Source organism: Psychromonas sp. (genome assembly GCF_983033635.1).
The window spans coordinates 1-20431 of sequence record NZ_CEZLMY010000021.1; the positions used below are offsets into that span (position 1 = coordinate 1).

Here is a 20431-nt window from a genome sequence, read left to right on the forward strand (position 1 = left end):
GCCTGTAAAATCAACCTGAGACCATATTATTAAGTTGTAAAAGGCCTGTAAAATCAATCTGAGACCATATTATTAAGTTATAAAAGGCCTGTAAAATCAACCTGAGACCATATTATTAAGCTGCAAAAGGCCTGTAAAATCAACCTGATACCATATTGTTAAGTTGTAAAATTGGCTGCAAAATTGCCGACACGATAAATAAAACCACCCCCGCCATTGAAATCACTAAAGCAGGTTCAAAAATACCCAAAGCGATAGTAACTTGCGCTGAAAATTGTTTGTCTTGATTATCCGCAGACCGTTCCAGCATATTGCCAAGCTCACCACTACGTTCACCACTGGCTATCATATGTAACATCATAGGAGGAAATAGTTTAGTGCTCTTTAAGGCTCGTCCGAGGCTTGCACCTTCGCGAACCCGCTCTGTGGCTTCCCCTACCTGCTGGCGAATATAAAGGTTACTCAGTACCTGCCCGGCAATGGACATAGCCTCCAATAGCGGCACGGCACTGCTGTTTAAAATACTTAATGTACGCGCAAAACGGGCTGTATTTAACTCATTAGCAACACGCCCGATCACCGGCAGTTTAAGTAACTGTTGATCAAACTTTAACTGCTTCTCCTCCTTTTTTAAGATCTGCTTACTAAAGAACAGGAAGGCAACAACAAACAGTACAAAATACAAACCGTAAGCACTTAAAGCGTCACTGGCAGCAATTAAAAATTGTGTTGAACCGGGCAGATCTGCGCCCATATGTTCAAACTGCCCCACCACCTGAGGCACAACAGAAGTTAGCAAAATAGCCACAACAGAGATCGCCACTAAGGTTAATACAATTGGATAGATCATCGCCTGCATCATTTTGCTTTTCATTTCTTGACGTTGCTCTGCATAATCGGCAAGCCTGTCTAATACTTTATCAAGATGCCCCGACTTTTCGCCTGCGGCCACCATAGCACAGAATAGATTATCAAAAATAAGCGGAAAACCACGCATACTATCAGCAAGACTATGCCCTTCAATCACGCCACCGCGCACAGAAACAATCATCGCTTTAATTTTTGGTTTGTCACACTGCTCAGCAACCGCGTGTAAACACTCTTCAATCGGAATAGCAGCTGCGACTAATGTTGATAATTGACGGGTTATTAATGCTAAATCAGCCGTTTTTATTTTACTGCTGAATAAACTGGCACCACTTTTAGATGTTTTACTGGCAACCGCTTCCACCTCAACAGGTGTTAAGCCGGAGCTGCGTAATTGTTGGCGTAGCAGACGTGCGGAATCGGCTTCTAATGTGCCTTTTTGCTGTTTTCCTCGTGCATCGATTGCTTTATAAAAAAACGTAGCCACACTAATCCTCTCTCGTTACGCGCAAGATCTCTTCCAGTGTAGTTTCTCCAGCGAGCACTTTTGCTAAACCATCATCTCGAATACTTGGCGTATGCTGACGAATCTCTTTTTCAACGGCCTGCTCACCCGCACCTGTATGGATCAATTCACGTACAATTTCATCCACCACCAGTAACTCATGGATCCCCGTCCGCCCTTTGTAACCCGTTTGGTTACAATGTTCACAGCCTACGGCACGATAAATAATCGCTTTAGCATGACTTTCCAAACCTAATATTTGATTTTCTTTTTCAGTGCTGGCATGCGGCGCTTTGCAGCTTGGACACAAACGGCGCACTAAGCGCTGCGCCAATACACCTAGTAAACTCGAAGACAATAAGAAAGGTTCAACCCCCATATCACGCAGACGCGTGACCGCACCAACGGCGCTATTGGTATGCAACGTCGAAAATACTAAGTGACCGGTTAAACTCGCCTGCACAGCGATTTCGGCAGTTTCCAAATCACGAATTTCACCAATCATCACTACATCGGGATCCTGACGCAATATTGCCCGTAAACCACGCGCAAAAGTCATATCAACTTTACTGTTTACTTGGGTTTGACCAATACCGTCAATCGCATACTCAATAGGATCTTCAACCGTAAGAATATTACAGTCTTTGGAGTTTATCTCTAATAACCCCGCATAGAGCGTGGTACTTTTACCCGAACCTGTCGGGCCGGTAACCAGAACAATGCCATGCGGTTTGTGGATAAGATCGCGCAACAAGCCATGGTTTTGCTCAGTCATCCCCAGTGTTGCAAGATCGAGTTTAATAGCGTTTTTATCTAACAAACGTAAAACAACACGCTCACCATGGCTAGCCGGCATGGTGGAAACACGCACATCAACCGCACGGCCACCAATACGCAGCGAAATACGACCATCTTGCGGAATACGTTTTTCGGCGATATCAAGTTTCGCCATTACTTTAATACGTGATACCAATAAAGCAGCCAACTTACGCTGAGGTTTTAAAATCTCACGCAGCACGCCATCGACACGGAAACGAATAATCAATGAATTTTCAAAGGTTTCGATATGAATATCAGATGCTTCTTCTTTAATGGCTTCGCCTAACATAGCATTGATAAGTTTGATAATCGGCGCATCGTCTTCAGTTTCTAACAGATCTTCATCATCTGGCAACTCCTCTGCAAGGGTAAAGAAATCATCGCTGCCAATATCTTCCATCAATTGTTGTGCTTCAGAAGATGAAGACTGATAAGCCAGTGCAACCAGCTCCTCAAAACGTTCATTATCGACCAGCTTTAAGCTAAAAGAGTGGCCAATCACGCGGCGCACTTCCAATAACAGCTCAGGAGCGGGCTTCTGCTTATAACAAAGTTCAGTGGACTGGCCGTCAAAGCCGATAACTAATTCATGTTTTTTAGAAAAAGGAAAAGGCAGTTGACCGCGAGGTGTTACCTCTGCGATCTCCTCTTCATAAACAGGAACTGTTTGTTCAAGCAGGCTCATTACAGCGCTTCCTGTTGCGAATTATCTTTTGTTACTTTCTGTCGCCCTTCCGGAAAAGCAAAATCATCTGGATTAATTTCATGACTTTCGCCCCATGCAGGTAATATCGGAGCATCAGTATTCGGCATTAAATTAATGCCGTCTTCTCTTTGCAATTTTTGTATTTCGCGAATCAGACTGTATTTGCGCGTACTCAAATTACTCATCGTCTTATCGTCACGGATAATAGTTGCACGGATAAAAACCATTAAATTACGTTTTTCAGTGCTGCTTTTGGTTGATTTAAAGAGATGGCCTAACCATGGAATATCGCCTAACAACGGCACTTTATCCACACTCTCAGTTACTTTTTCATCAATCAGACCACCAATCACCACAGTATCACCGGATTTTGCTAAAACCGTTGTTTTAACTGCACGCGTTGAAAATACAACATCAACAGTATCGGTTGAATCTTTAATTGAAGAGACTTCTTGTTCAATCACCATCTGTACCGCATCGCCTTCATTGATTTGCGGTGTTACTTTTAGTTTAATGCCGATATCTTTACGCTCAATGGTTTGGAACGGATTAGAATTCGTTGAACTGGCTGTCGAACCAGTTAAAACCGGCACTTCATCACCAACAATAAAACTCGCTTCTTGGTTATCAAGGGTGGTAATGCTCGGTGTTGCCAGAATATTTGAACTGGTTGTGCTACTAATTGCTTGTAATACCACTCCCCAGTCATTGCCCGCAAAACCGACAATACCGCCAGCAACTTTAGCAATGGCACTAGCCGCACCTGTTAAGTCATCACCGTCATCAGAATTTTTGACTTCATAAGCAGCGCCAACTATTTCACCAGTGGTCACACCATTACCATGGAACTGTGTACCACCATAAGGAGTCCCCCACTGCGTACTTAAATTAATGCCATCGCCTTCTGAAACCTCAACAACAATCGCTTCAATTAATACCTGTGCACGACGAATATCAAGCTGACGAATGATACTGCTCAGCGATGACATTAATGCAGGTTGCGCAGAAACAACAATCGCGTTAGTGCCTTCATGCGCTTCAATACTCAACGTTGATTGAGTCGATTTTGAACTACTTTTACCCCCTTTTTCAATGCTTTTACTGACCCCTTTTAATACACTGACCACCTCTTTCGCTTTGGCGTATTTCAGGTAAAAAACGCGGGTATTACCATTATTTTTCAGTTCATCATCCAGTGATTTAACTAACTTAACAATACGCGCGCGGGTTTTTGGCTCACCACTGATAATTAATGAGTTAGTACGTTCATCGGCAACTAAACGCGGTTTTAAAATGCTTGGTGTGGTGTTTTTTGAACCTGCAGCGGGTTTTTGAATGGCATTCAGAATTTTAACCATCTCTATTGCACTGGCATATTTAAGCTTAACAATATCAACTTCCTGGTCGCCGGCTTTATCAACACGGTGGATAATTTGTACCAGACGATTTACAACAGAAGCTCGACCTGTGATCATAATTACGTTGGAGGGATCATAATGAACAACATTACCGCCACCCGCATTATCATTTAGCTGACGTAGTAAAGGGGCTAATTCTCGTACGGAAACATTAGTAACGGGCACAACACGTGTAACCATCTCATCGCCAGAGAACTGTAAACCATCATCAACCACGGGTATCGATGACACTTTGGCATCTTTGGCTTTGATAACTTTGATAATACCACTGTCCATTTCGACAATTGCAAAACCGTAAACTTCTAATACATTCAAGAAAAACTGGTAATACTGCTTTTCATTTAAGAGATCATAACTGCGGACGTTAATATTCCCCCGCACGGCAGGATCCAGGATAACTGTTTTATTTAAGTTTTTACCAACAATATTGATAAATTCATTAATATCCGCATTTTTGAAACTCGCAGAGTATTCCGTTGCAAATACAGGCCCAGTACTTGCGCCATTAAGCACTAAAGCAAACAAACTTAGGCTTAATAATTTGCCCAGCTTGTTTTTCATCCCTAAAAATATCATCTTAACTAAAACTCCAAATCTATGCTTTTTATTATGGATTGACTATTTGTTATAATTTTTCTGAAATAGTTCAACCTAATTCTTTTTCGGCTAATTACGGAATACTGAAATACAGTTCGTGTAACTGTCCGTCTCGTTCAACCGTTAAACTCATATCGGTCATCGTGGGAAATTCTTTCATTAACGTAAACGCCTGCTGCGTATCCGTTAAATCAATACCATTTAACTCAATGGCAAGATCACCATTTTTCAATCCGGCCTGATCAAATAAGCTGCGCTCTTTACCCGGTTTGATGCGGTAACCTTTCACCTCCCCGTCCTCACGAACAGGTGAAATACGAATATAATCGGTTAACTTACCAGGATTTTTCAACAGCTCTTTTCGATCTAAATTAACCGTTTTCACCTGATTCTTCTTAACTTTTTTACTGCTAGAAACTCGAGCTTTAGACTCATGGGTGTCCCGCTGCCTATCCACTGTTTCAACACCATCTAGCATCAAAGTTTGAAGCTCACCATTTACATCGAGAATAATACGATCTTCATATATTTCTGAAACACTCGCATTAGTCCCCTCAATCTTTGATTCAATAAAGTAACTGTCCTGTTTACTTTTATAAGAGATAATCGCACTGGAAAATAACGGATCAGTAGCGGCTACAACCCCAACCAAAGTTAAATTCAATTTTGTTTTTGGCACTTCATTTACAGTCGCGGCTTTTTTCACTACTTTTTTAGGTTTTATCTGTTCACCAAAAAGGTGTTGCTGCTGTAATTTTTGGGTATCGATTTTATTATCGTGCTGTAGCGTTTTTACTTTTGGGACAACCCATTTATATTTCGATTCTTGCTCTGGTAACAAAGCCCAAGTAAGTAAAGCAAGCTGGTACGCTAATAACCCACTCACCACAACCAACACTACCCCGGAAATTTTTTGTAAAAAAATTGATAATGGCACAAATACACCCTGCTTAATTTCTAATTCTGAGCATCTAACACACTGTAAAAAATAGTGGCAAGTAATCCGTCATGCTACATCAGCCCCACATTCTCAACAAGCATATAGCTTCAATAATGCGGGATATACCCAAACTAATTATAAATTTGTGGGTATTTTCATAAATGAGTCAGAAAAAAAACAATAGCAATTTGTTATACTGGTAATTCACAATTAGAGAAGAGTAATACCAATTTGACTAAATTCTTTCTCACTCAGCTGGAGTTCAAAGCGTGTTAGACAAGGCTGATGATTGAGAGAATAGTTATTCTATTGTGATATCATCTAACGCAGTATAAAACGCTTTGAAACCAGCCCTTCGGGAGACGCTGTACTATTCCATTTCGTTGTTGCATAAATTTAAAAGGGAATAACCATTCCAAACCGATGCGCCTAGAACTGAAACAGCACAGCGACTCTGAGTGGGAACTTAATTAATCAATTTGGTATACAAAATGACTGATAAAAAAATTCGCTTAGATAAATGGTTATGGGCAGCACGTTTTTACAAAACACGTAGTATTGCACGCGATATGATCCAAGGTGGAAAAGTTCACTATAACGGGCAACGCGGCAAAGCGAGTAAAATTGTCGAAATTGGCGCTCTATTGTCAATTCGCCAAGGCGATGTAATCAAACAAGTTTGTGTTGAAATTTTATCTGACCAGCGCCGTGGCGCGCCGATTGCGGAAACTTTATATAAAGAAACAGAAGAGAGTATAAAAAAACGTGAGCAGTACCAAACCTTGCGTAAACTGAGTTTACAGAATGCACCGCATCCAGATCGTAAACCAAATAAAAAACAGCGGCGAGAACTGATACAAGCGAAATCACAACGTAATACAGCCAATTACGACTAAACAGATACAAATAGAGAGTGAAAAATATGAGTGACCAACTACAACGTTTTATTTTTGATGATTACCAAATCCGCGGCGAAATTGCGCAAGCACATAACAGCTTCAATGAAATAATCAAAAAACATAATTACAGTCCAGAAGTGGAAAATATTGTCGGTGAGCTATTAATCGCGACCTGCTTATTAACGGCAACCTTAAAATTTGAAGGTAAAATTGCCGTACAACTGCAAGGTGACGGGCCATTAAACTTAGCGGTAATTAATGCCAATCAAGATCTGCAATTACGCGGTACAGCACGCGCTGAAGGCGATACAACCGGGTTATCATTTAAACAACTTACTGGTAAAGGTCATCTGATGATTACTGTTACGCCGGATGACGGTGAACGTTACCAGGGCATTGTTGAATTACGAAAAGAGTCGCTAAGTGAATGTTTAGAAGATTACTTTGAACAATCAGAACAATTAGCAACGCGCATTATTTTGCATGCCAGTAATACAGACAAAGCACAAGCTGCCGGTTTGTTACTGCAAACATTACCTGCTGTAGCTGAAAGCCATGAAGAGGAATTTCAGCATGTCAGTGCGTTAGCATCAACCGTCAAGGAAGATGAGTTATACACACTGGCAAACGACGAATTACTGTACCGTTTGTACCATCAGGAAACCGTACGTTTATTTGAAGCAGCAGCCATCTCTTTTAAATGCAGTTGTTCAAAAGAGCGCTGCTTATCTTCACTCGCATCAATTGCACCTGAAGAGATTTTAGATCTGTTAAATGAGAACGGTGCTATCGATATGCATTGTGAATATTGCGCAAGTGATTATCACTTTGAAGTTGATGACTTACAAATACTGTTAAATGATGAGCACAACACACAACACTAATTAAAACGTAATTACTCAGGTCGTTGCCATTTAAGCTTATTTGATAAAAACACCTTAAATTAATAAGGTGCTGAGTCGTTACATTAAAACAACAGGACTGATACAAATATCTGTCCTGTTTTGTTCTAAGCCGCTCGCTTAGAGACCTCAAAACGTTCAACCAGTTTATTCAGCCGTAAAATAGAATTTTTTACCAGCGTAGTCCGGCGGATCAGCTGCTGCGATGATATTTCCATAGATGTCGTTGTACTCTGAGCATCTTTCGCTGTTTCACCATGTTGTTCGCTGTTGCTGGCAATCTGATTCATAGTATTAAACATATTTTCAACTGCCGTTTTTAACTTCAGACTTCTTTCTCCTGAATCCAGCACCAGGCTGTTCTGGTCAACATTTTTAACCCCCTGCTCCATATAACTGACCGCCATTTCTGATTCACTGCTTAATTTATCCATTATATTGCCGATATGGCTGGCAGCCTGCGATGTTCTTGTGGCCAGATTTCTGACTTCATCAGCAACAACTGAGAAACCACGCCCATGCTCACCCGCTCGGGCAGCTTCAATAGCCGCATTTAAAGCAAGCAGGTTGGTTTGCTCGGTAATATCAGTGATCAGACCGACTATCGCACCAATCTCTTTCATCTGACTGTTTACGTCATTAACACTTTTAGCCGATGCCAAGACTATATCTTTGATTTGAGTGGTATTACTGACCGCCTGCGTATACTCCTGCTGTGATTTAGCCACAACATCGAGCATCAGTTCCTGCATGATTTGCGCCGAAATGGTGGCATTTGCTATCTCATCCTGCTGGCTGCCGGATAATACCAGCATCGAGCCGATAGAATTACTGGTCGCCCTGCTGGAGCTATCGACGCTAAGACAGCGACGCAGCATAGATTCACTGACCTGCTTCACTTCATTAGAAGCATGGATCATCTCACCAAGCATATTATCCAGATTATCGATAAAGCTGTTAATCCAGCGCCCCATATCTCCTGATTCATCAGCACTGAACTGTGAAGTATCAAAGCGCTGATTAAGGTTGGCATCCCCTTCCGCTAACATCTGAATAACTTCAATCATATGTTTTAGCCGTCTGGTAACTGGTTTTACAGCAAAAGAACTGAACCAGACAAGCCCCAGTAAAGAAGCACAAGCCAAAAGTAAATTGCTTTGCAAAGGTGATAAAGCAAACCAGCCGGTTGCAATAAAATTGCTTATAAATGGCAGGCTCATCGCAAAACTTAGTTTTTTACCCAGTGTATAGGTAAGCGAACGGTGACGATAAACCTCCTCTAAATCCGCTTCACACATCATTCCCCAGACATCCGGTGAACCATGCAGCTGGAAAGTAACCCCCTTACCGATAACGGGAATATGGCGATAATCAGAATAACCGGGATAAGCAACATAAAGGTTTTCACCGTTACGGATAGTCTCTCTGACGCCGGGATGCAGTTGCTGAGTGGCTGGATCTGTAAAACGGATTTCAAATTCAGTATGCGCCTTTACCTTTACCATCCCCCAGTTGGTATTAACCCCTGATTTAAGATTTTCGCCATGAGAGAAAGTATTGTCCTCAAAACGTGAACGAGAAAGCGCAGTTCCTGCTGAAATCGCAGGATTGAGCTTAGATTCAACCATAAAAATATAGTTATCCCCGGACTCACTATAAACATGACCCGCTTCGCGCTGGATAAGATCGCCCATCACATCATTGGGTACCCGCCCGCAAAGGCAGCCAATGGTTTTATTATCAACGACAAGCGGCTGATAATACATAAGGGTAACAGCATCATGGAAAGAGGAACTTGAGGGGCCGATCGATTCTGTTTGCGGATCGATATACGGGCCATGCAGAAACTGCGCTTGCAGTCCTTTTTTAAGGATATTTGTATCTATCATTCGCTTAGCGCAGGAGTTAGAGCTAGAAGATGAAACGCTGCCATCAGCCATCAATATAAACAGCTCAGAAAAATCATTATTTCTGGCTAATAGACTCTGCAGAGCGCTCTGCCATTCACTCTCTGGTTTGGAAGCGATATACAAGGAAGCATCATGGAGAAAGCTCCACTGTGTATTTACCCAGGATTTTAAAATGCGCACCCGCGTATTAGCAATGCTGGTAAAGGTTTGTTCCAGTACCTTTTTCCGCCCTCGGTTTAACCAGCATGCCTTACCCATTGCCAGCCTACCGGTCGCGCCAAACAGGGGTAACCAATGACGTTCTTCTGCAGTCAGATCCATCCTTAACTCCTTATTAAATTATAAAAATTTAATCTAACTAGAGCAAAATCAATACCAAACTCAATAGAAGTGAATATAGATGTAATCCGATCAGTTAAAAAAAAGCTTCCGGGTAAAACGAAAAACAGTCTACCCCTATGCTGAGCGGGTATTTTAGGTATGCAAATAATTATTTATAAACTTGCTGACTCCAGCATTTGCTATAGACGGCAATCACTGCAAGTGCATTGCTACGCACTTAAATGGAGCAATAATTGGAGAAGCGCCCCATTAATGAGCAGCAGAATAACGCGGCAATTCACAAGCACAGAGAGCGGATAAAAAAAGCTTAAGATCAAAAACATTTAATAAAAAGCACTGATTGATAAAACATTTTATGATTTTATTCCATTATTTGAACTAGATCTCCCACACTTTTTTTTTAATCCCCTACTCTAGATACTGACATTTTATTTAATAATTAAAATGAAATTTCAACCACTTAAGAGGACTGATATATGACACTAGCGAAAATACTATCTACTGATGAGTTAAGCAAATATGGCATTACCGGCGTTTCTGAAGTTATCTACAACCCAAGTTACGAAACATTATTTAATGAAGAGATGTCTCCTGACTTAACAGGTTTTGAAAAAGGGGTTATCACCGAAAACGGGACTGTCGCTGTTGATACCGGCATATTCACCGGCCGTTCACCCAAAGATAAATACATAGTTAAAGACGATACCACACGCGATACCGTCTGGTGGGCCGACCAAGGTAAAAACGATAATAAATCGATCGACCAGCCGACTTGGAATCATTTAAAAGATCTCGTTACTAAAGAGCTTTCCAATAAACGTCTATTCGTAATTGATGCATTTTGCGGCACCAATGAAAATTCTCGCTTAAAAGTACGCTTTATTATGGAAGTAGCCTGGCAGGCACACTTTGTAACGAATATGTTTATCCGTCCCACAGATCAAGAGCTAGTTGATTTTGAACCTGATTTTATAGTAATGAACGGCTCTAAAACTACCAATCCTGACTGGCAGGCACAAGGTTTAAATTCTGAAAATTTTGTGGCATTTAATCTCACTGAAAAAGTGCAAGTGATCGGCGGTACCTGGTACGGCGGCGAAATGAAAAAAGGCCTGTTCTCAGTGATGAACTACCTGTTACCACTTAACGGCATGGCGTCAATGCACTGCTCGGCAAACATGGGTAAAGGTGGTGACACCGCTATTTTCTTCGGTCTGTCCGGCACAGGTAAAACCACCCTTTCAACCGATTCCAAACGTGCTTTAATTGGAGATGATGAACATGGCTGGGATGACGATGGTGTCTTTAACTTTGAAGGAGGCTGTTACGCAAAAACTATTCGTCTAAGCGCTGAAGCTGAGCCTGATATTTTCCGCGCCATTAAGCATGATGCTCTGCTGGAAAATGTGGTGATAGATGCAGATGGTATTGTTGATTACCATGATGCCAGCAAAACCGAAAATGCGCGTGTTTCCTATCCAATCCACCATATTACCAATATTGTTGAACCGATTTCTAGAGGGGGTCATGCGCAAAAAGTGATCTTCTTAACCGCGGATGCATTTGGTGTTTTACCACCTGTATCTAAACTTACTAAAGCACAAACACAATATCACTTCCTGTCCGGCTTTACCGCTAAACTTGCCGGTACTGAGCGCGGTATAACCGAACCGACACCGACTTTCTCGGCATGTTTTGGTGCGGCGTTCTTAACCCTGCATCCAACACAATATGCAGAGCAGTTAGTAAAACGTATGGAAGCATGCGGTGCAGAAGCTTACTTGGTAAATACCGGTTGGAACGGCTCTGGCAAACGTATCTCAATTCAGGATACGCGCGGTATTATTGATGCAATTTTAGATGGATCGATTGAAAAAGCTGAAACCAAGCAGATTCCGTTCTTTAACTTAGAAGTGCCGCTGGCATTACCTGGTGTGCATAGCTCCATTCTGGATCCGCGTGATACTTACGAAAATGGAGCAGAGTGGGATAAAAAAGCGCAAGAGTTAGCGAGCCTGTTTATCAATAACTTTGAACGTTATACCGATAAAGCTGAAGGTCAGGCGTTAGTTGAAGCAGGACCGCAATTAGTTGAAGAGCCAGCTTAACGAAACAGATTAACTAACAAGTCAAAACAGAGCCGCAGAAGTGAACACCTCTGCGGCTTTTTTTGTTTTGCATGATCAGTAAAAGCACGCCAGTAAGCACAAACAAAAGTAAACAGAGTGTTTCTTGATTACGTCAGAGAGCAGTTTAAATAGCGTTAATAATTACAATTGTTGCAGCAGATGCTTAACTAACTGCAAAGAGCCATCTTCGCAGACCTGTTGTTGCGGATAATCTAAAGCATTTAACTTTTCAATCACAGCCGTTAAATATTGCCCCTGCAGCTGCTCGATATGTAGTTCTGTAAAAGGCACCCGCGCTGCTAAAAACTCATTTAGGAAAGGTGTTTCCGGCCAGTCAGGGCGCGCTAAGCTGATTACTCTTACTTTTTTATGTTCAGCAATCGCCGCTATTTCACAATAAGTGCCGTAACCGGGTTTGGTTAAAATCAGATCGCAGCTAGCGAGCAGCTGTAAAAATGGAATATTGAGATCCCTTATCTGGGTCATATCGTTACGCAACCGGTTTTCAGGTTGATCCACCAGCCAGTGCCAGCCGGGAATAACGGGCCAGTTTTTAAGATCTAAAGAGATAGGGAAACCACCTAATGCCACTAACGCCACCTTGCTTGTACCCTCCGGCAGAGATTCCAGCAGTTTCTGCGGCACTCCTTTAGGGCGACTGTTAATACTTGCGATCTTAATTTCATTAACACCAGCAAGCGGCACGGAAGGCAGCGGCTTATAGATGTAATCAACTTTTTTATAAACGGCAAGCATCTGCTTATAAACCGCTTGGGTTTTTGTCTGCTGCGCATCTAAGCAGTAACGTTCATAAATCTGCGCCCAGTTAAACGGTGCAACGGAAGCACTGGGGATATTTAACTGGATCGCTGCATCCAGAGTGATTGGAGATATATTACTAATCACGCAATCCGGTTTAAGCTGCTTTAAAATCTCTATTTCCTGATTGACGACCTGCTGCCAGTTATCAAAGAGCTGCTGATATTTAAGCCTGCTGTTTTGAATATCAACCTCGATTGGTGAATGCATCAACATACCAAAATCATGACCCGATTCTATATGGGTAAATGGTCCGGAAAGACGAGAATCCAGATAACTTTTCGGCAATAAACTGAGTACAGTAATTTTTATTTCAGGGAAATCCTGCATCAGCCGTTCAATAACAGATGTTGAGATCGCACCATGTCCAAATCCATGTGCGCTAATAGAAAAACAAAAATGCATATTTTCAGGCTCTTAAATAAAACAGAGATTAAGTTATAACAAATAGGGATAGGTAAGAGAAGATCCGATAATTTTCATCTTTGATTGCGCTATCGCTGAAAAATGTTTATAACATGGTAAACAATTATTATTCTCAATTGGAGTTGTATTATGAAAGTTGCAATGTTCAGTACGCGCAGTTATGACATCAACCATTTCAATCCACTTATTAACGAGCAAGATATTCAAATAAAATATTTTGATACTCAACTTAATATCCATACCTGCCAGCTTGCACAAGGTTATGATGCGGTTTGTGCGTTTGTAAACGATGATTTATCAGCACCGGTATTAACTGAGCTTGCTGAACTCGGCATTAAAGTTATCGTTATGCGTTGTGCTGGTTTTAACAATGTAGATATCGAAGTCAGCAAACAATTAGATTTAACTGTAATGCGTGTCCCTGCTTATTCTCCAGAAGCCGTTGCAGAGCATGCGATTGCATTAATGATGACCCTTAACCGCCGTATTCATAAAGCTTATCAGCGCACGCGTGATGCTAATTTCTCATTGCAGGGATTAGTCGGCTTTAATATGTTCGGTAAAACCGTGGGTATTATCGGTACTGGTAAAATCGGTATTGCGACAATGCGTATTTTAAAAGGTTTTGGCTGTAAATTATTAGCATTCGACCCTTACCCTTCACAGCAAGCTATCGATCTGGGTGCAGAGTATGTTTCAGCAGAGCAGTTATTTGCACAGAGTGATATTATCAGCCTGCATTGTCCGCTAACCAAAGAGAACCATCATCTGCTTAATAGCGAGTCATTTTCAAAAATGAAAGATGGCGTGATGATTATTAATACCAGTCGCGGTGCACTGCTTAATGCCACTGATGCGATTGTTTCCTTAAAAGCAGGTAAGATCGGCGCATTAGGTTTAGATGTGTATGAAGAGGAAGACTCTCTATTTTTCGGCGATCATTCAGATGAGATTATCGGCGATGATGTATTCCGCCGTTTGTCTGCCTGCCATAATGTAATCTTTACTGGTCATCAGGCATTTTTAACCAAAGAAGCATTAACCAGCATTGCCCAAACCACACTGGATAACCTACAAAGTTTTGCTTGTGGCTGCCCTAATGGCAACGAAGTAAATTAAAACCTACAGCTTGGAAATGCAGGAATCTGCATTTCCAAATAGCATGGCTAAATCCCGCATAATTAACAAATATACCCATGTTACTTCAAGATGCAAAATCAGCAATCCTAGCCGCAAGAAGATATCCCAAAATAGAAGAAGCTGTCTATATTGCAATAATAGACAACATGGTCTACTTTTATCTGAATATATGAACGGTCCGAGGGGCATTAATATGAATGATAAAAAACGTAGCATTGTTGAATCAGCACTTAACCTATTTTATAAAAAGGGCATACATGCGGTTGGCATTAATGAGATTATTACGGTTGCCGGCGTTGCTAAAAAAACGCTATATAACCATTTTAAAAGCAAAGATGAGCTGATTCTAGCAACCCTCAAATATCGAGATCAGTTGTTTATGGATTGGCTAACTCAGCAGCTAAACAAAGCGGAACTGGGTAAAGACGCTCTATTAGCACTCTTTGAAGCACTGGATGACTGGTTTAATGGCCGCGTGCAAGGTCTTGGTGAATTTAAGGGATGTTACTTTATCAATACCAGTGCTGAATATGGTCATTTTAATAGACAGATCTATTCGGCATGTAAGGAGCATAAAGACAAAATTAAAGCGCTGGTGCAGGTTCATGTCGATTCATTTGAAGAAAACGCACAAAAAAATGCATTATTAGTAGATACAATTTGCCTGTTAAAAGAGGGCGCAATCACCACTGCGCTTGTGCAAAGAAACTTAGCAAGTGCGCAAAATGCAAACGCAATTGTGGAAAACATATTACGCTTTAAACGCTGAAAGTGACCTTTGATTGCTAAAGCAAAATAGCGGCTAGCTATTTTTATTACAGTTAACAATAATAGGTTACCATGCGGCACAGGTAGCAATGTTTAAATAAATCACCATGGCTATCTGCATAATTTCCCTGTAATTCTGCATAGCTTAGAACCAAGCAGGTATTTAGCTTTGATCGACAATAAAGATTTTACTAGCCAGCTCGCGCAGGATTTAGGCAGCACTCATTTCATTATCGGCAATAAGCGCTGGCATATTAAAGAGCTGCTCAGCGTACAGAGCATACTGTTGTGCAATGCTCCCTCATTAAAAGATGGTATTTTATGGTGGAGTAAGTCCGTATCTTTATTTGATCGAATGCTTTACGTTGAAAGCAAAAGCTGCAGTGGCTTTTTATCTCTAACGTTTCATACTCACGGCAATCTATCTCTGCCTAGTTTTACTTATTCTATCGCACAAAATTTACTTGCACTGCTTGGCCGCTTTACTGAGTTTCATCATAGCTGGCTTTAATCCTGCTGTTGTAGTCTCTTTTGCATCGCTAAAGCGCGGCGAATCAGCTTATGTTCTGTCTCACAGCCCCGGAATCGTAATTCCATCATCATCGCATCTAACAGCTCCGAAATCTCACTTGATGGCACAGTACTCTGCTCAGTTGAATCACTCATTGCCGCTCCTTTATTCTGCGCTGTTATGCGCTTTTTTCTCGATAATCAGTTTATATTCACCATAAGTTAACGCAGAAATATCAATCGTTACAAACACCTGCTCGGCGATAACGTCTACCTGCGTCAATGTGGAATTTTTATGCCGAACCTTAAACTTTGCAAAGCCATCACCATAAATATTAGCGCTGCTATCACCCTCTATGGAAATAAAAGTGATCTGATAAACCTGTCCCGCAAAACCTAACAGCTTATAGATGGAGGTATGCTCACCACCAACGATTCCCGCAAATACAAAAGGTGAGTCATTATTATGAAAGCTGATATAGCTGGTATCACGGCTGGTCTGCATCTCTTGATGCAGTAACTCAGCGCTCTGTACAGAGCTAAAAAATAGCGCAGAAAACAATAGTGAAAAAAGATAAGATAATTTCATTTTCAACCTGATATCAATTAGTTATTGACTAATTGTATTGTGAAAAAACAACTGCTTTATTTTGCCATAACTTACAAACTTGATTCAGAAACGAGTTAATACGGTACGGGTGATATTTAACTGGCATTTTATTCTCCAGCGCAGGAATCGGTTTTTGATCTTTACGCAGACGGCTAAGGATCAGGTTTAACAAGCCTGTAAGATAAGTTTTAAACGCATCACTTTCATAAAGTTCCGGCCAATGAATAACTTGGTCAGTGCGGTATAACTCAATCATCGGCCCCATTTTGTAAGTGTGCTTCTCAATTTCAGCATCGCCCATGCAGTACTCTTTTACTAATTGCAGAAACAGATCTAAACACTCACCACGGGGTACAATAGTGAAAAACTCTTTTTGCAGCTTTTCATCTTTAATATCATCTTTCGCATTGATAGTGCGGTATAAAATTTCAAACATATGTACGATAGTGCGATCTAAAATACGCTGTTTGGGGAAACGCTGATATTGAATATCCTGCCCGATAATCTCATACAAAGCAGGCAAATCAATATTATTTACCACTTGACGGGAAAGTTTATCCACAACCGCTACCGGAATCCGGTTTTCTAATAACGTATTGTTTACTGATTCTGCAATCAGCGCTTGTAATTTTTGCTGTACTTTAGCCGAGCTGTTATACAGAGGTTTAGGTTGATCACTATCGAACATCTTGTCCCTTTGAAAAATAATCCATTTGCCAGGCGCAATTCTAACTTACTTCATTTCATTAAAGGTTTTTTTCTCGGTTTGTCAGCTTAATTCAGACAAACTTCCCGATAATAAACCCTATAAGCAATTTTTAAAAAAATCTTTGTTCAAAAACAATCATAAATACTGCCTAGAACATTGTTATTTTATGCCGTTAGTCTAGAATCTGCGCAAAAATTCACTAGGAGAGGTTATTATATGTCTGACAAAGTATTTATCAGCGCTCAACAGCTGCTTGAAGACTCGTTCCGTCTTGCGGCTCAAGTATATGAAAGCGGTTTTCGTCCACAATTCATTGTCGGCATCTGGCGCGGGGGCGCACCGATTGGTATCGCTGTGCAAGAGTACTTTGATTACAAAAAAGTAGAAACAGACCATATTGCGGTACGTACCTCTTCTTATTACGGTATTGGTCAACAAAGCAAAACAATTCAAGTACATGGCCTGCATTATATTATCGAAAATGCCAATGCGGATGATGGTCTGTTAATTGTTGATGATGTATTCGATTCAGGTCGCAGTGTTGTTGCATTAAAAGAGAAACTGACAGAGCAGATGCGTTTGAATATGCCGACAGATGTGCGCATTGCCACGCCTTACTACAAGCCGAAAAACAAAGCGGTATCAATCGTACCGGATTACTTTATTCATGAGTCTGAAGAGTGGTTAGTATTCCCGCATGAAGTTTCTGGTTTATCAATTGAAGAGATTACTGAAGGTAAAGAAGACTTTAAAAACATTAAAGATCTTTTCCGCGATTAATCTTTGCTTATAAGCGCATTAAAAAGGAGACTAAATAGTCTCCTTTTTTGTTTCTGCTGTTTACTTCTCAATTATAAACTTCGTGGTTTTCTGTAAAACATCCGGATATAACTCGAAAAACTGCTGCGATAACAGATCATAATGGTCCAGCAAAGTCTGTCCGGTATTTGCCAGCGGTGCCATTTTAGGGCTGCGTGATGCCATACGCTGCAGGCCAAAATTAATATTTTCTATCTTGGCATAACACTCCAGCCACCTGCCCTGCCAGACCAATTGCGACACCTTTGTAAAACGCGGCGGCAGTGCATTTATTTCTAACTTGCTTTCCGCTTCAATCTGCAGCTCAGCTTGCTGGCAAAAATTCGCTAACGAACTGTGATGAAACTCGCTCCAGTGCTTCGCCAGACAGTGATCCCAAAACATATCCAGGGTTATCGGCGCAAAACGGCGTAACTGCGCAGGAAACAGCGGTTTAAGCGATTTAACAATCTGATGCTGGTCGGTATAACTATCCACAAAACGATGTATACGGATCCCCTGCACAATCTCAGCATTAAACTGCCCGTCCGGATTACCTTTCACAAAATCACCCAAAAAGTTACCCACAAAACTGGTATTAGTAAACGAAGCGATATGTAAGTGTGCAAGAAAGTTCATGGCCTGACCCGGTTAGTGTGCTGCAGCTAGGGTAATTTTTATTACAGAAAAAAGAAAGAAAAAGCGTGTAGACGATAAGAAAGCGAAACGCAGTTGCGCAGTCCGAATAGCTCAAAAGATGTGACCGTCCTGCTTTGCTGATCGTTCGAATCAGAAAAACGTCAACAGAAAGAAAGGCTCTAGCCAAATGAGTTTGTGGTTCTAGCGCTTTGAATTAATTGCAAAAATAAAATGAGTGCCCAGCCTTGATTGCTGTTTTAACCAAGCAGATAGGTATCACAGTGCCGGTTATTTTAGTGATTTTGGAATTTAACTTGTAAATTAAATGGTTAGTTACAATTTTAAAAATGGGATAGGTGCTGCCATAACACCTATCTCAACTCACGTTTTCATTCAGTTATCATGCAAGATATTAATATTATGATAAATTAAAAATATTGTGGTGATTATTTTAAGAGAGATAGCTGTCACGGCTTTTAGTGCGTAGTTATACCTATCAAGCTGTTATGCGTTTGAATCCGAATCAAAAAGGAAAACTGAGTGATGTCAAAGGTACATTCGTTTCGTTGGGCTGATAGTCCTATATTTCGACAACACCCGGTATTTGCTTATGAATATGGCGGTCTGATTTATATGTGGCGATATGATCTAGATCGTGAAGCCATGCTAAATCAATGTGCAGGGAGCCCCTGTGACGGTAAGTCCGTTGAAGATCATGCAAATGCTTACATCAATAGAATTCAACCACGGCCTAATGACTTATACCGTAAGACCATAGAAACTATCCCCGGTAAGTTTCACCCCAGAATCTACAGGCCAGGGGCTATCGAAGATAATTTCAAAGATAATGGCTGCCCAGTATCTGACTCTAAAGCAATTGGGCAGAGCTTGGTTTCAACAAGTATTCTTCTCGGCAAGCTTAAAAGCATCTTAGAAACTATCGAACTAGCGAACGAAAATTTAGAAGTATTTGGTCATGAAATACGTAATCTACTATTGCTGTCATGTATGGAGGTTGAGTCCACGCTATCGGCAATTTTGAGAGAGAACAAATACCCTCAGCGGAGATGGACAACAAATGATTACGTTAAACTTCGAGACCCGCTTCACCTCGAAAAATATGAAGTGAAATTCAAACTTTATCCAAGTTTTAACGCCGTGCTGCCGTTCAAGGGCTGGGATGCTGAAAAACCCACACAATCGTTGAGTTGGTACGATGCTTATAATAATACAAAACATGATAGAGAGTTAAACATAAACAAAGCAACACTTCGTCATGCTGTTTTAAGCGTTAGTGCTGTAGCTTCTCTCCTGCACGCACAGTTTGGACCAAATCATGATTTCTGGAAACAAGGCGAGTTATCGAATATTACAGTCGGTATGTGTCACGAGTTCGATGTAGATGAGTTTTACATACCTCATTCAACTGATAAAAACTTGCAATGTAAGTGGGAGAGCCAACCACTTGCCATTTGAATTGCATAACAAGTGGCTACAGCGGATTTGGCAAACCTGTCATTTTTTGTCCGGGTACAAAAATCGCCAGCTTCGCCAAACGCGGTGAGCTTTGCCGTTGTGCATACTTCTGACTAAATTCAAATATGATTATTTATCACAGGAATCAATCGAATATGAAATCTGAAATTATTGCCAAACAGGAGATTCTCGCCTTTCTGGAAAATATCGACACGGATCTCAGTAATTTCATCGAAAACCGTATCCAGAAAGGTGTCATGAGCGACAAGAAATGGAGCTGCTTATCTAAGGAACTGGAGCACAGGAGATGCTGGGAGGTCCTTCCCTGTACGAAAATGAATTGCCCGGCCCGTGACTTGGAGACTTATCAGTGCTGGCTTATGGCGGGAACCCTTTGCGGAGGCAAGGCACAAGGTGCTTTTGCTGAGAAATTAACCAAGGAGCAGGCAAGTCACTACGAGACGTGGGCGGCATGATGCGAGGAATTCGAGGAATGCAAAAC

At 41.2% G+C, this 20431-nt stretch carries 19 protein-coding genes; 9 read left to right on the forward strand and 10 right to left on the reverse strand.

Annotated features, from left to right (window positions below):
- Positions 1-139 precede the first annotated feature (139 nt).
- The 4 genes from gspF to gspC all read right to left on the reverse strand — a co-directional run bounded on the left by gspF (position 140) and on the right by gspC (position 5849).
- Positions 140-1354, reverse strand: coding sequence for a type II secretion system inner membrane protein GspF (gene gspF / locus AC4GME_RS04660; protein ID WP_490376265.1), 1215 nt, complete (start codon positions 1352-1354; stop codon positions 140-142).
- Between the two features lies 1 nt (position 1355).
- Positions 1356-2876, reverse strand: a complete 1521-nt coding sequence (gspE, locus tag AC4GME_RS04665) for a type II secretion system ATPase GspE (protein WP_490376264.1) — start codon at positions 2874-2876, stop codon at positions 1356-1358.
- Positions 2876-4891 carry a type II secretion system secretin GspD gene (gene gspD / locus AC4GME_RS04670; protein ID WP_490376263.1) on the reverse strand — a complete coding sequence of 672 codons (2016 nt, stop codon included), beginning with the start codon at positions 4889-4891 and terminating at the stop codon, positions 2876-2878. The genes gspE and gspD overlap by 1 nt, the downstream gene beginning before the upstream one ends.
- Before the next feature lie 94 nt (positions 4892-4985).
- A complete protein-coding gene (gene gspC, locus AC4GME_RS04675; protein WP_490376262.1) occupies positions 4986-5849 on the reverse strand; it encodes a type II secretion system protein GspC in 864 nt (287 codons plus the stop codon).
- Between the two features lie 494 nt (positions 5850-6343).
- On the opposite strand from gspC, the gene hslR reads away from it, so the two are divergent.
- Both hslR and hslO read left to right on the forward strand, forming a co-directional pair.
- Complete coding sequence (gene hslR / locus AC4GME_RS04680; RefSeq protein ID WP_490376261.1) at positions 6344-6748, forward strand: ribosome-associated heat shock protein Hsp15; 405 nt, start codon at positions 6344-6346, stop codon at positions 6746-6748.
- A 26-nt stretch (positions 6749-6774) separates the two neighbouring features.
- Entirely contained in the window at positions 6775-7635 is an 861-nt protein-coding gene (gene hslO / locus AC4GME_RS04685) for an Hsp33 family molecular chaperone HslO (RefSeq protein ID WP_490376260.1), read from the forward strand.
- Between the two features lie 125 nt (positions 7636-7760).
- Here the strand turns inward: hslO and AC4GME_RS04690 are convergent, their stop codons facing one another.
- Entirely contained in the window at positions 7761-9884 is a 2124-nt protein-coding gene (locus AC4GME_RS04690) for a methyl-accepting chemotaxis protein (RefSeq protein ID WP_490376259.1), read from the reverse strand.
- A gap of 497 nt (positions 9885-10381) precedes the next feature.
- Here AC4GME_RS04690 and pckA point away from each other — a divergent pair, with 497 nt between their 5' ends.
- Entirely contained in the window at positions 10382-12013 is a 1632-nt protein-coding gene (pckA, locus tag AC4GME_RS04695) for a phosphoenolpyruvate carboxykinase (ATP) (RefSeq protein WP_490375916.1), read from the forward strand.
- Between the two features lie 162 nt (positions 12014-12175).
- On the opposite strand, the gene AC4GME_RS04700 is transcribed toward pckA, so the two are convergent.
- Positions 12176-13258, reverse strand: coding sequence for a hypothetical protein (locus tag AC4GME_RS04700; RefSeq protein WP_490375915.1), 1083 nt, complete (start codon positions 13256-13258; stop codon positions 12176-12178).
- Between the two features lie 150 nt (positions 13259-13408).
- On the opposite strand from AC4GME_RS04700, the gene AC4GME_RS04705 reads away from it, so the two are divergent.
- The 3 genes from AC4GME_RS04705 to AC4GME_RS04715 all read left to right on the forward strand — a co-directional run bounded on the left by AC4GME_RS04705 (position 13409) and on the right by AC4GME_RS04715 (position 15698).
- Entirely contained in the window at positions 13409-14398 is a 990-nt protein-coding gene (locus AC4GME_RS04705; RefSeq protein WP_490375914.1) for a 2-hydroxyacid dehydrogenase, read from the forward strand.
- 214 nt (positions 14399-14612) lie between these two features.
- Entirely contained in the window at positions 14613-15188 is a 576-nt protein-coding gene (locus tag AC4GME_RS04710; RefSeq protein ID WP_490375913.1) for a TetR/AcrR family transcriptional regulator, read from the forward strand.
- Positions 15189-15356: 168 nt separating this feature from the next.
- Positions 15357-15698: a hypothetical protein gene (locus AC4GME_RS04715; protein ID WP_490375912.1), complete on the forward strand. Its 342-nt coding sequence runs from the start codon at positions 15357-15359 to the stop codon at positions 15696-15698.
- Here the strand turns inward: AC4GME_RS04715 and AC4GME_RS04720 are convergent.
- From AC4GME_RS04720 to AC4GME_RS04730, 3 genes are read right to left on the reverse strand one after another with little or no spacing between them, the layout of a single operon-like run.
- The gene (locus AC4GME_RS04720) at positions 15695-15853 is read right to left on the reverse strand and encodes a hypothetical protein (RefSeq protein WP_490375911.1); all 159 of its coding nucleotides are present in this window, start codon (positions 15851-15853) and stop codon (positions 15695-15697) included. The two genes, AC4GME_RS04715 and AC4GME_RS04720, sit on opposite strands and share 4 nt — an antisense overlap.
- Positions 15854-15863: 10 nt before the next feature.
- Complete coding sequence (locus tag AC4GME_RS04725) at positions 15864-16286, reverse strand: hypothetical protein (RefSeq protein WP_490375910.1); 423 nt, start codon at positions 16284-16286, stop codon at positions 15864-15866.
- Between the two features lie 28 nt (positions 16287-16314).
- On the reverse strand, positions 16315-16995 hold the full coding sequence (locus AC4GME_RS04730) for a hypothetical protein (protein WP_490375909.1): 681 nt from the start codon (positions 16993-16995) through the stop codon (positions 16315-16317).
- A gap of 237 nt (positions 16996-17232) precedes the next feature.
- Here AC4GME_RS04730 and AC4GME_RS04735 point away from each other — a divergent pair, with 237 nt between their 5' ends.
- Positions 17233-17796, forward strand: a complete 564-nt coding sequence (locus AC4GME_RS04735) for a phosphoribosyltransferase (protein WP_490375908.1) — start codon at positions 17233-17235, stop codon at positions 17794-17796.
- A 60-nt stretch (positions 17797-17856) separates the two neighbouring features.
- On the opposite strand, the gene AC4GME_RS04740 is transcribed toward AC4GME_RS04735, so the two are convergent.
- Entirely contained in the window at positions 17857-18453 is a 597-nt protein-coding gene (locus AC4GME_RS04740; RefSeq protein WP_490375907.1) for an acyl carrier protein phosphodiesterase, read from the reverse strand.
- A gap of 543 nt (positions 18454-18996) precedes the next feature.
- Between AC4GME_RS04740 and AC4GME_RS04745 the strand changes: the two genes are divergently transcribed.
- Both AC4GME_RS04745 and AC4GME_RS04750 read left to right on the forward strand, forming a co-directional pair.
- A complete protein-coding gene (locus AC4GME_RS04745) occupies positions 18997-19929 on the forward strand; it encodes a hypothetical protein (protein WP_490375906.1) in 933 nt (310 codons plus the stop codon).
- Positions 19930-20084: 155 nt separating this feature from the next.
- Complete coding sequence (locus AC4GME_RS04750; RefSeq protein ID WP_490379075.1) at positions 20085-20405, forward strand: hypothetical protein; 321 nt, start codon at positions 20085-20087, stop codon at positions 20403-20405.
- The last annotated feature ends 26 nt before the right edge of the window (positions 20406-20431 follow it).

Coding starts and splice junctions, on each gene's coding strand:
- AC4GME_RS04740 (WP_490375907.1), bottom strand. CDS start 18,453: ATGAACTTTCTTGCACACTTACATATCGCTTCGTTTACTAATACCAGT.
- AC4GME_RS04710 (WP_490375913.1), top strand. CDS start 14,613: ATGAATGATAAAAAACGTAGCATTGTTGAATCAGCACTTAACCTATTT.
- AC4GME_RS04725 (WP_490375910.1), bottom strand. CDS start 16,286: ATGAAATTATCTTATCTTTTTTCACTATTGTTTTCTGCGCTATTTTTT.
- AC4GME_RS04750 (WP_490379075.1), top strand. CDS start 20,085: ATGAAATCTGAAATTATTGCCAAACAGGAGATTCTCGCCTTTCTGGAA.
- AC4GME_RS04690 (WP_490376259.1), bottom strand. CDS start 9,884: ATGGATCTGACTGCAGAAGAACGTCATTGGTTACCCCTGTTTGGCGCG.
- AC4GME_RS04735 (WP_490375908.1), top strand. CDS start 17,233: ATGTCTGACAAAGTATTTATCAGCGCTCAACAGCTGCTTGAAGACTCG.
- AC4GME_RS04720 (WP_490375911.1), bottom strand. CDS start 15,853: ATGAGTGATTCAACTGAGCAGAGTACTGTGCCATCAAGTGAGATTTCG.
- gspD (WP_490376263.1), bottom strand. CDS start 4,891: ATGATATTTTTAGGGATGAAAAACAAGCTGGGCAAATTATTAAGCCTA.
- pckA (WP_490375916.1), top strand. CDS start 10,382: ATGACACTAGCGAAAATACTATCTACTGATGAGTTAAGCAAATATGGC.
- hslR (WP_490376261.1), top strand. CDS start 6,344: ATGACTGATAAAAAAATTCGCTTAGATAAATGGTTATGGGCAGCACGT.
- gspE (WP_490376264.1), bottom strand. CDS start 2,876: ATGAGCCTGCTTGAACAAACAGTTCCTGTTTATGAAGAGGAGATCGCA.
- hslO (WP_490376260.1), top strand. CDS start 6,775: ATGAGTGACCAACTACAACGTTTTATTTTTGATGATTACCAAATCCGC.
- AC4GME_RS04745 (WP_490375906.1), top strand. CDS start 18,997: ATGTCAAAGGTACATTCGTTTCGTTGGGCTGATAGTCCTATATTTCGA.
- AC4GME_RS04730 (WP_490375909.1), bottom strand. CDS start 16,995: ATGTTCGATAGTGATCAACCTAAACCTCTGTATAACAGCTCGGCTAAA.
- AC4GME_RS04705 (WP_490375914.1), top strand. CDS start 13,409: ATGAAAGTTGCAATGTTCAGTACGCGCAGTTATGACATCAACCATTTC.
- AC4GME_RS04700 (WP_490375915.1), bottom strand. CDS start 13,258: ATGCATTTTTGTTTTTCTATTAGCGCACATGGATTTGGACATGGTGCG.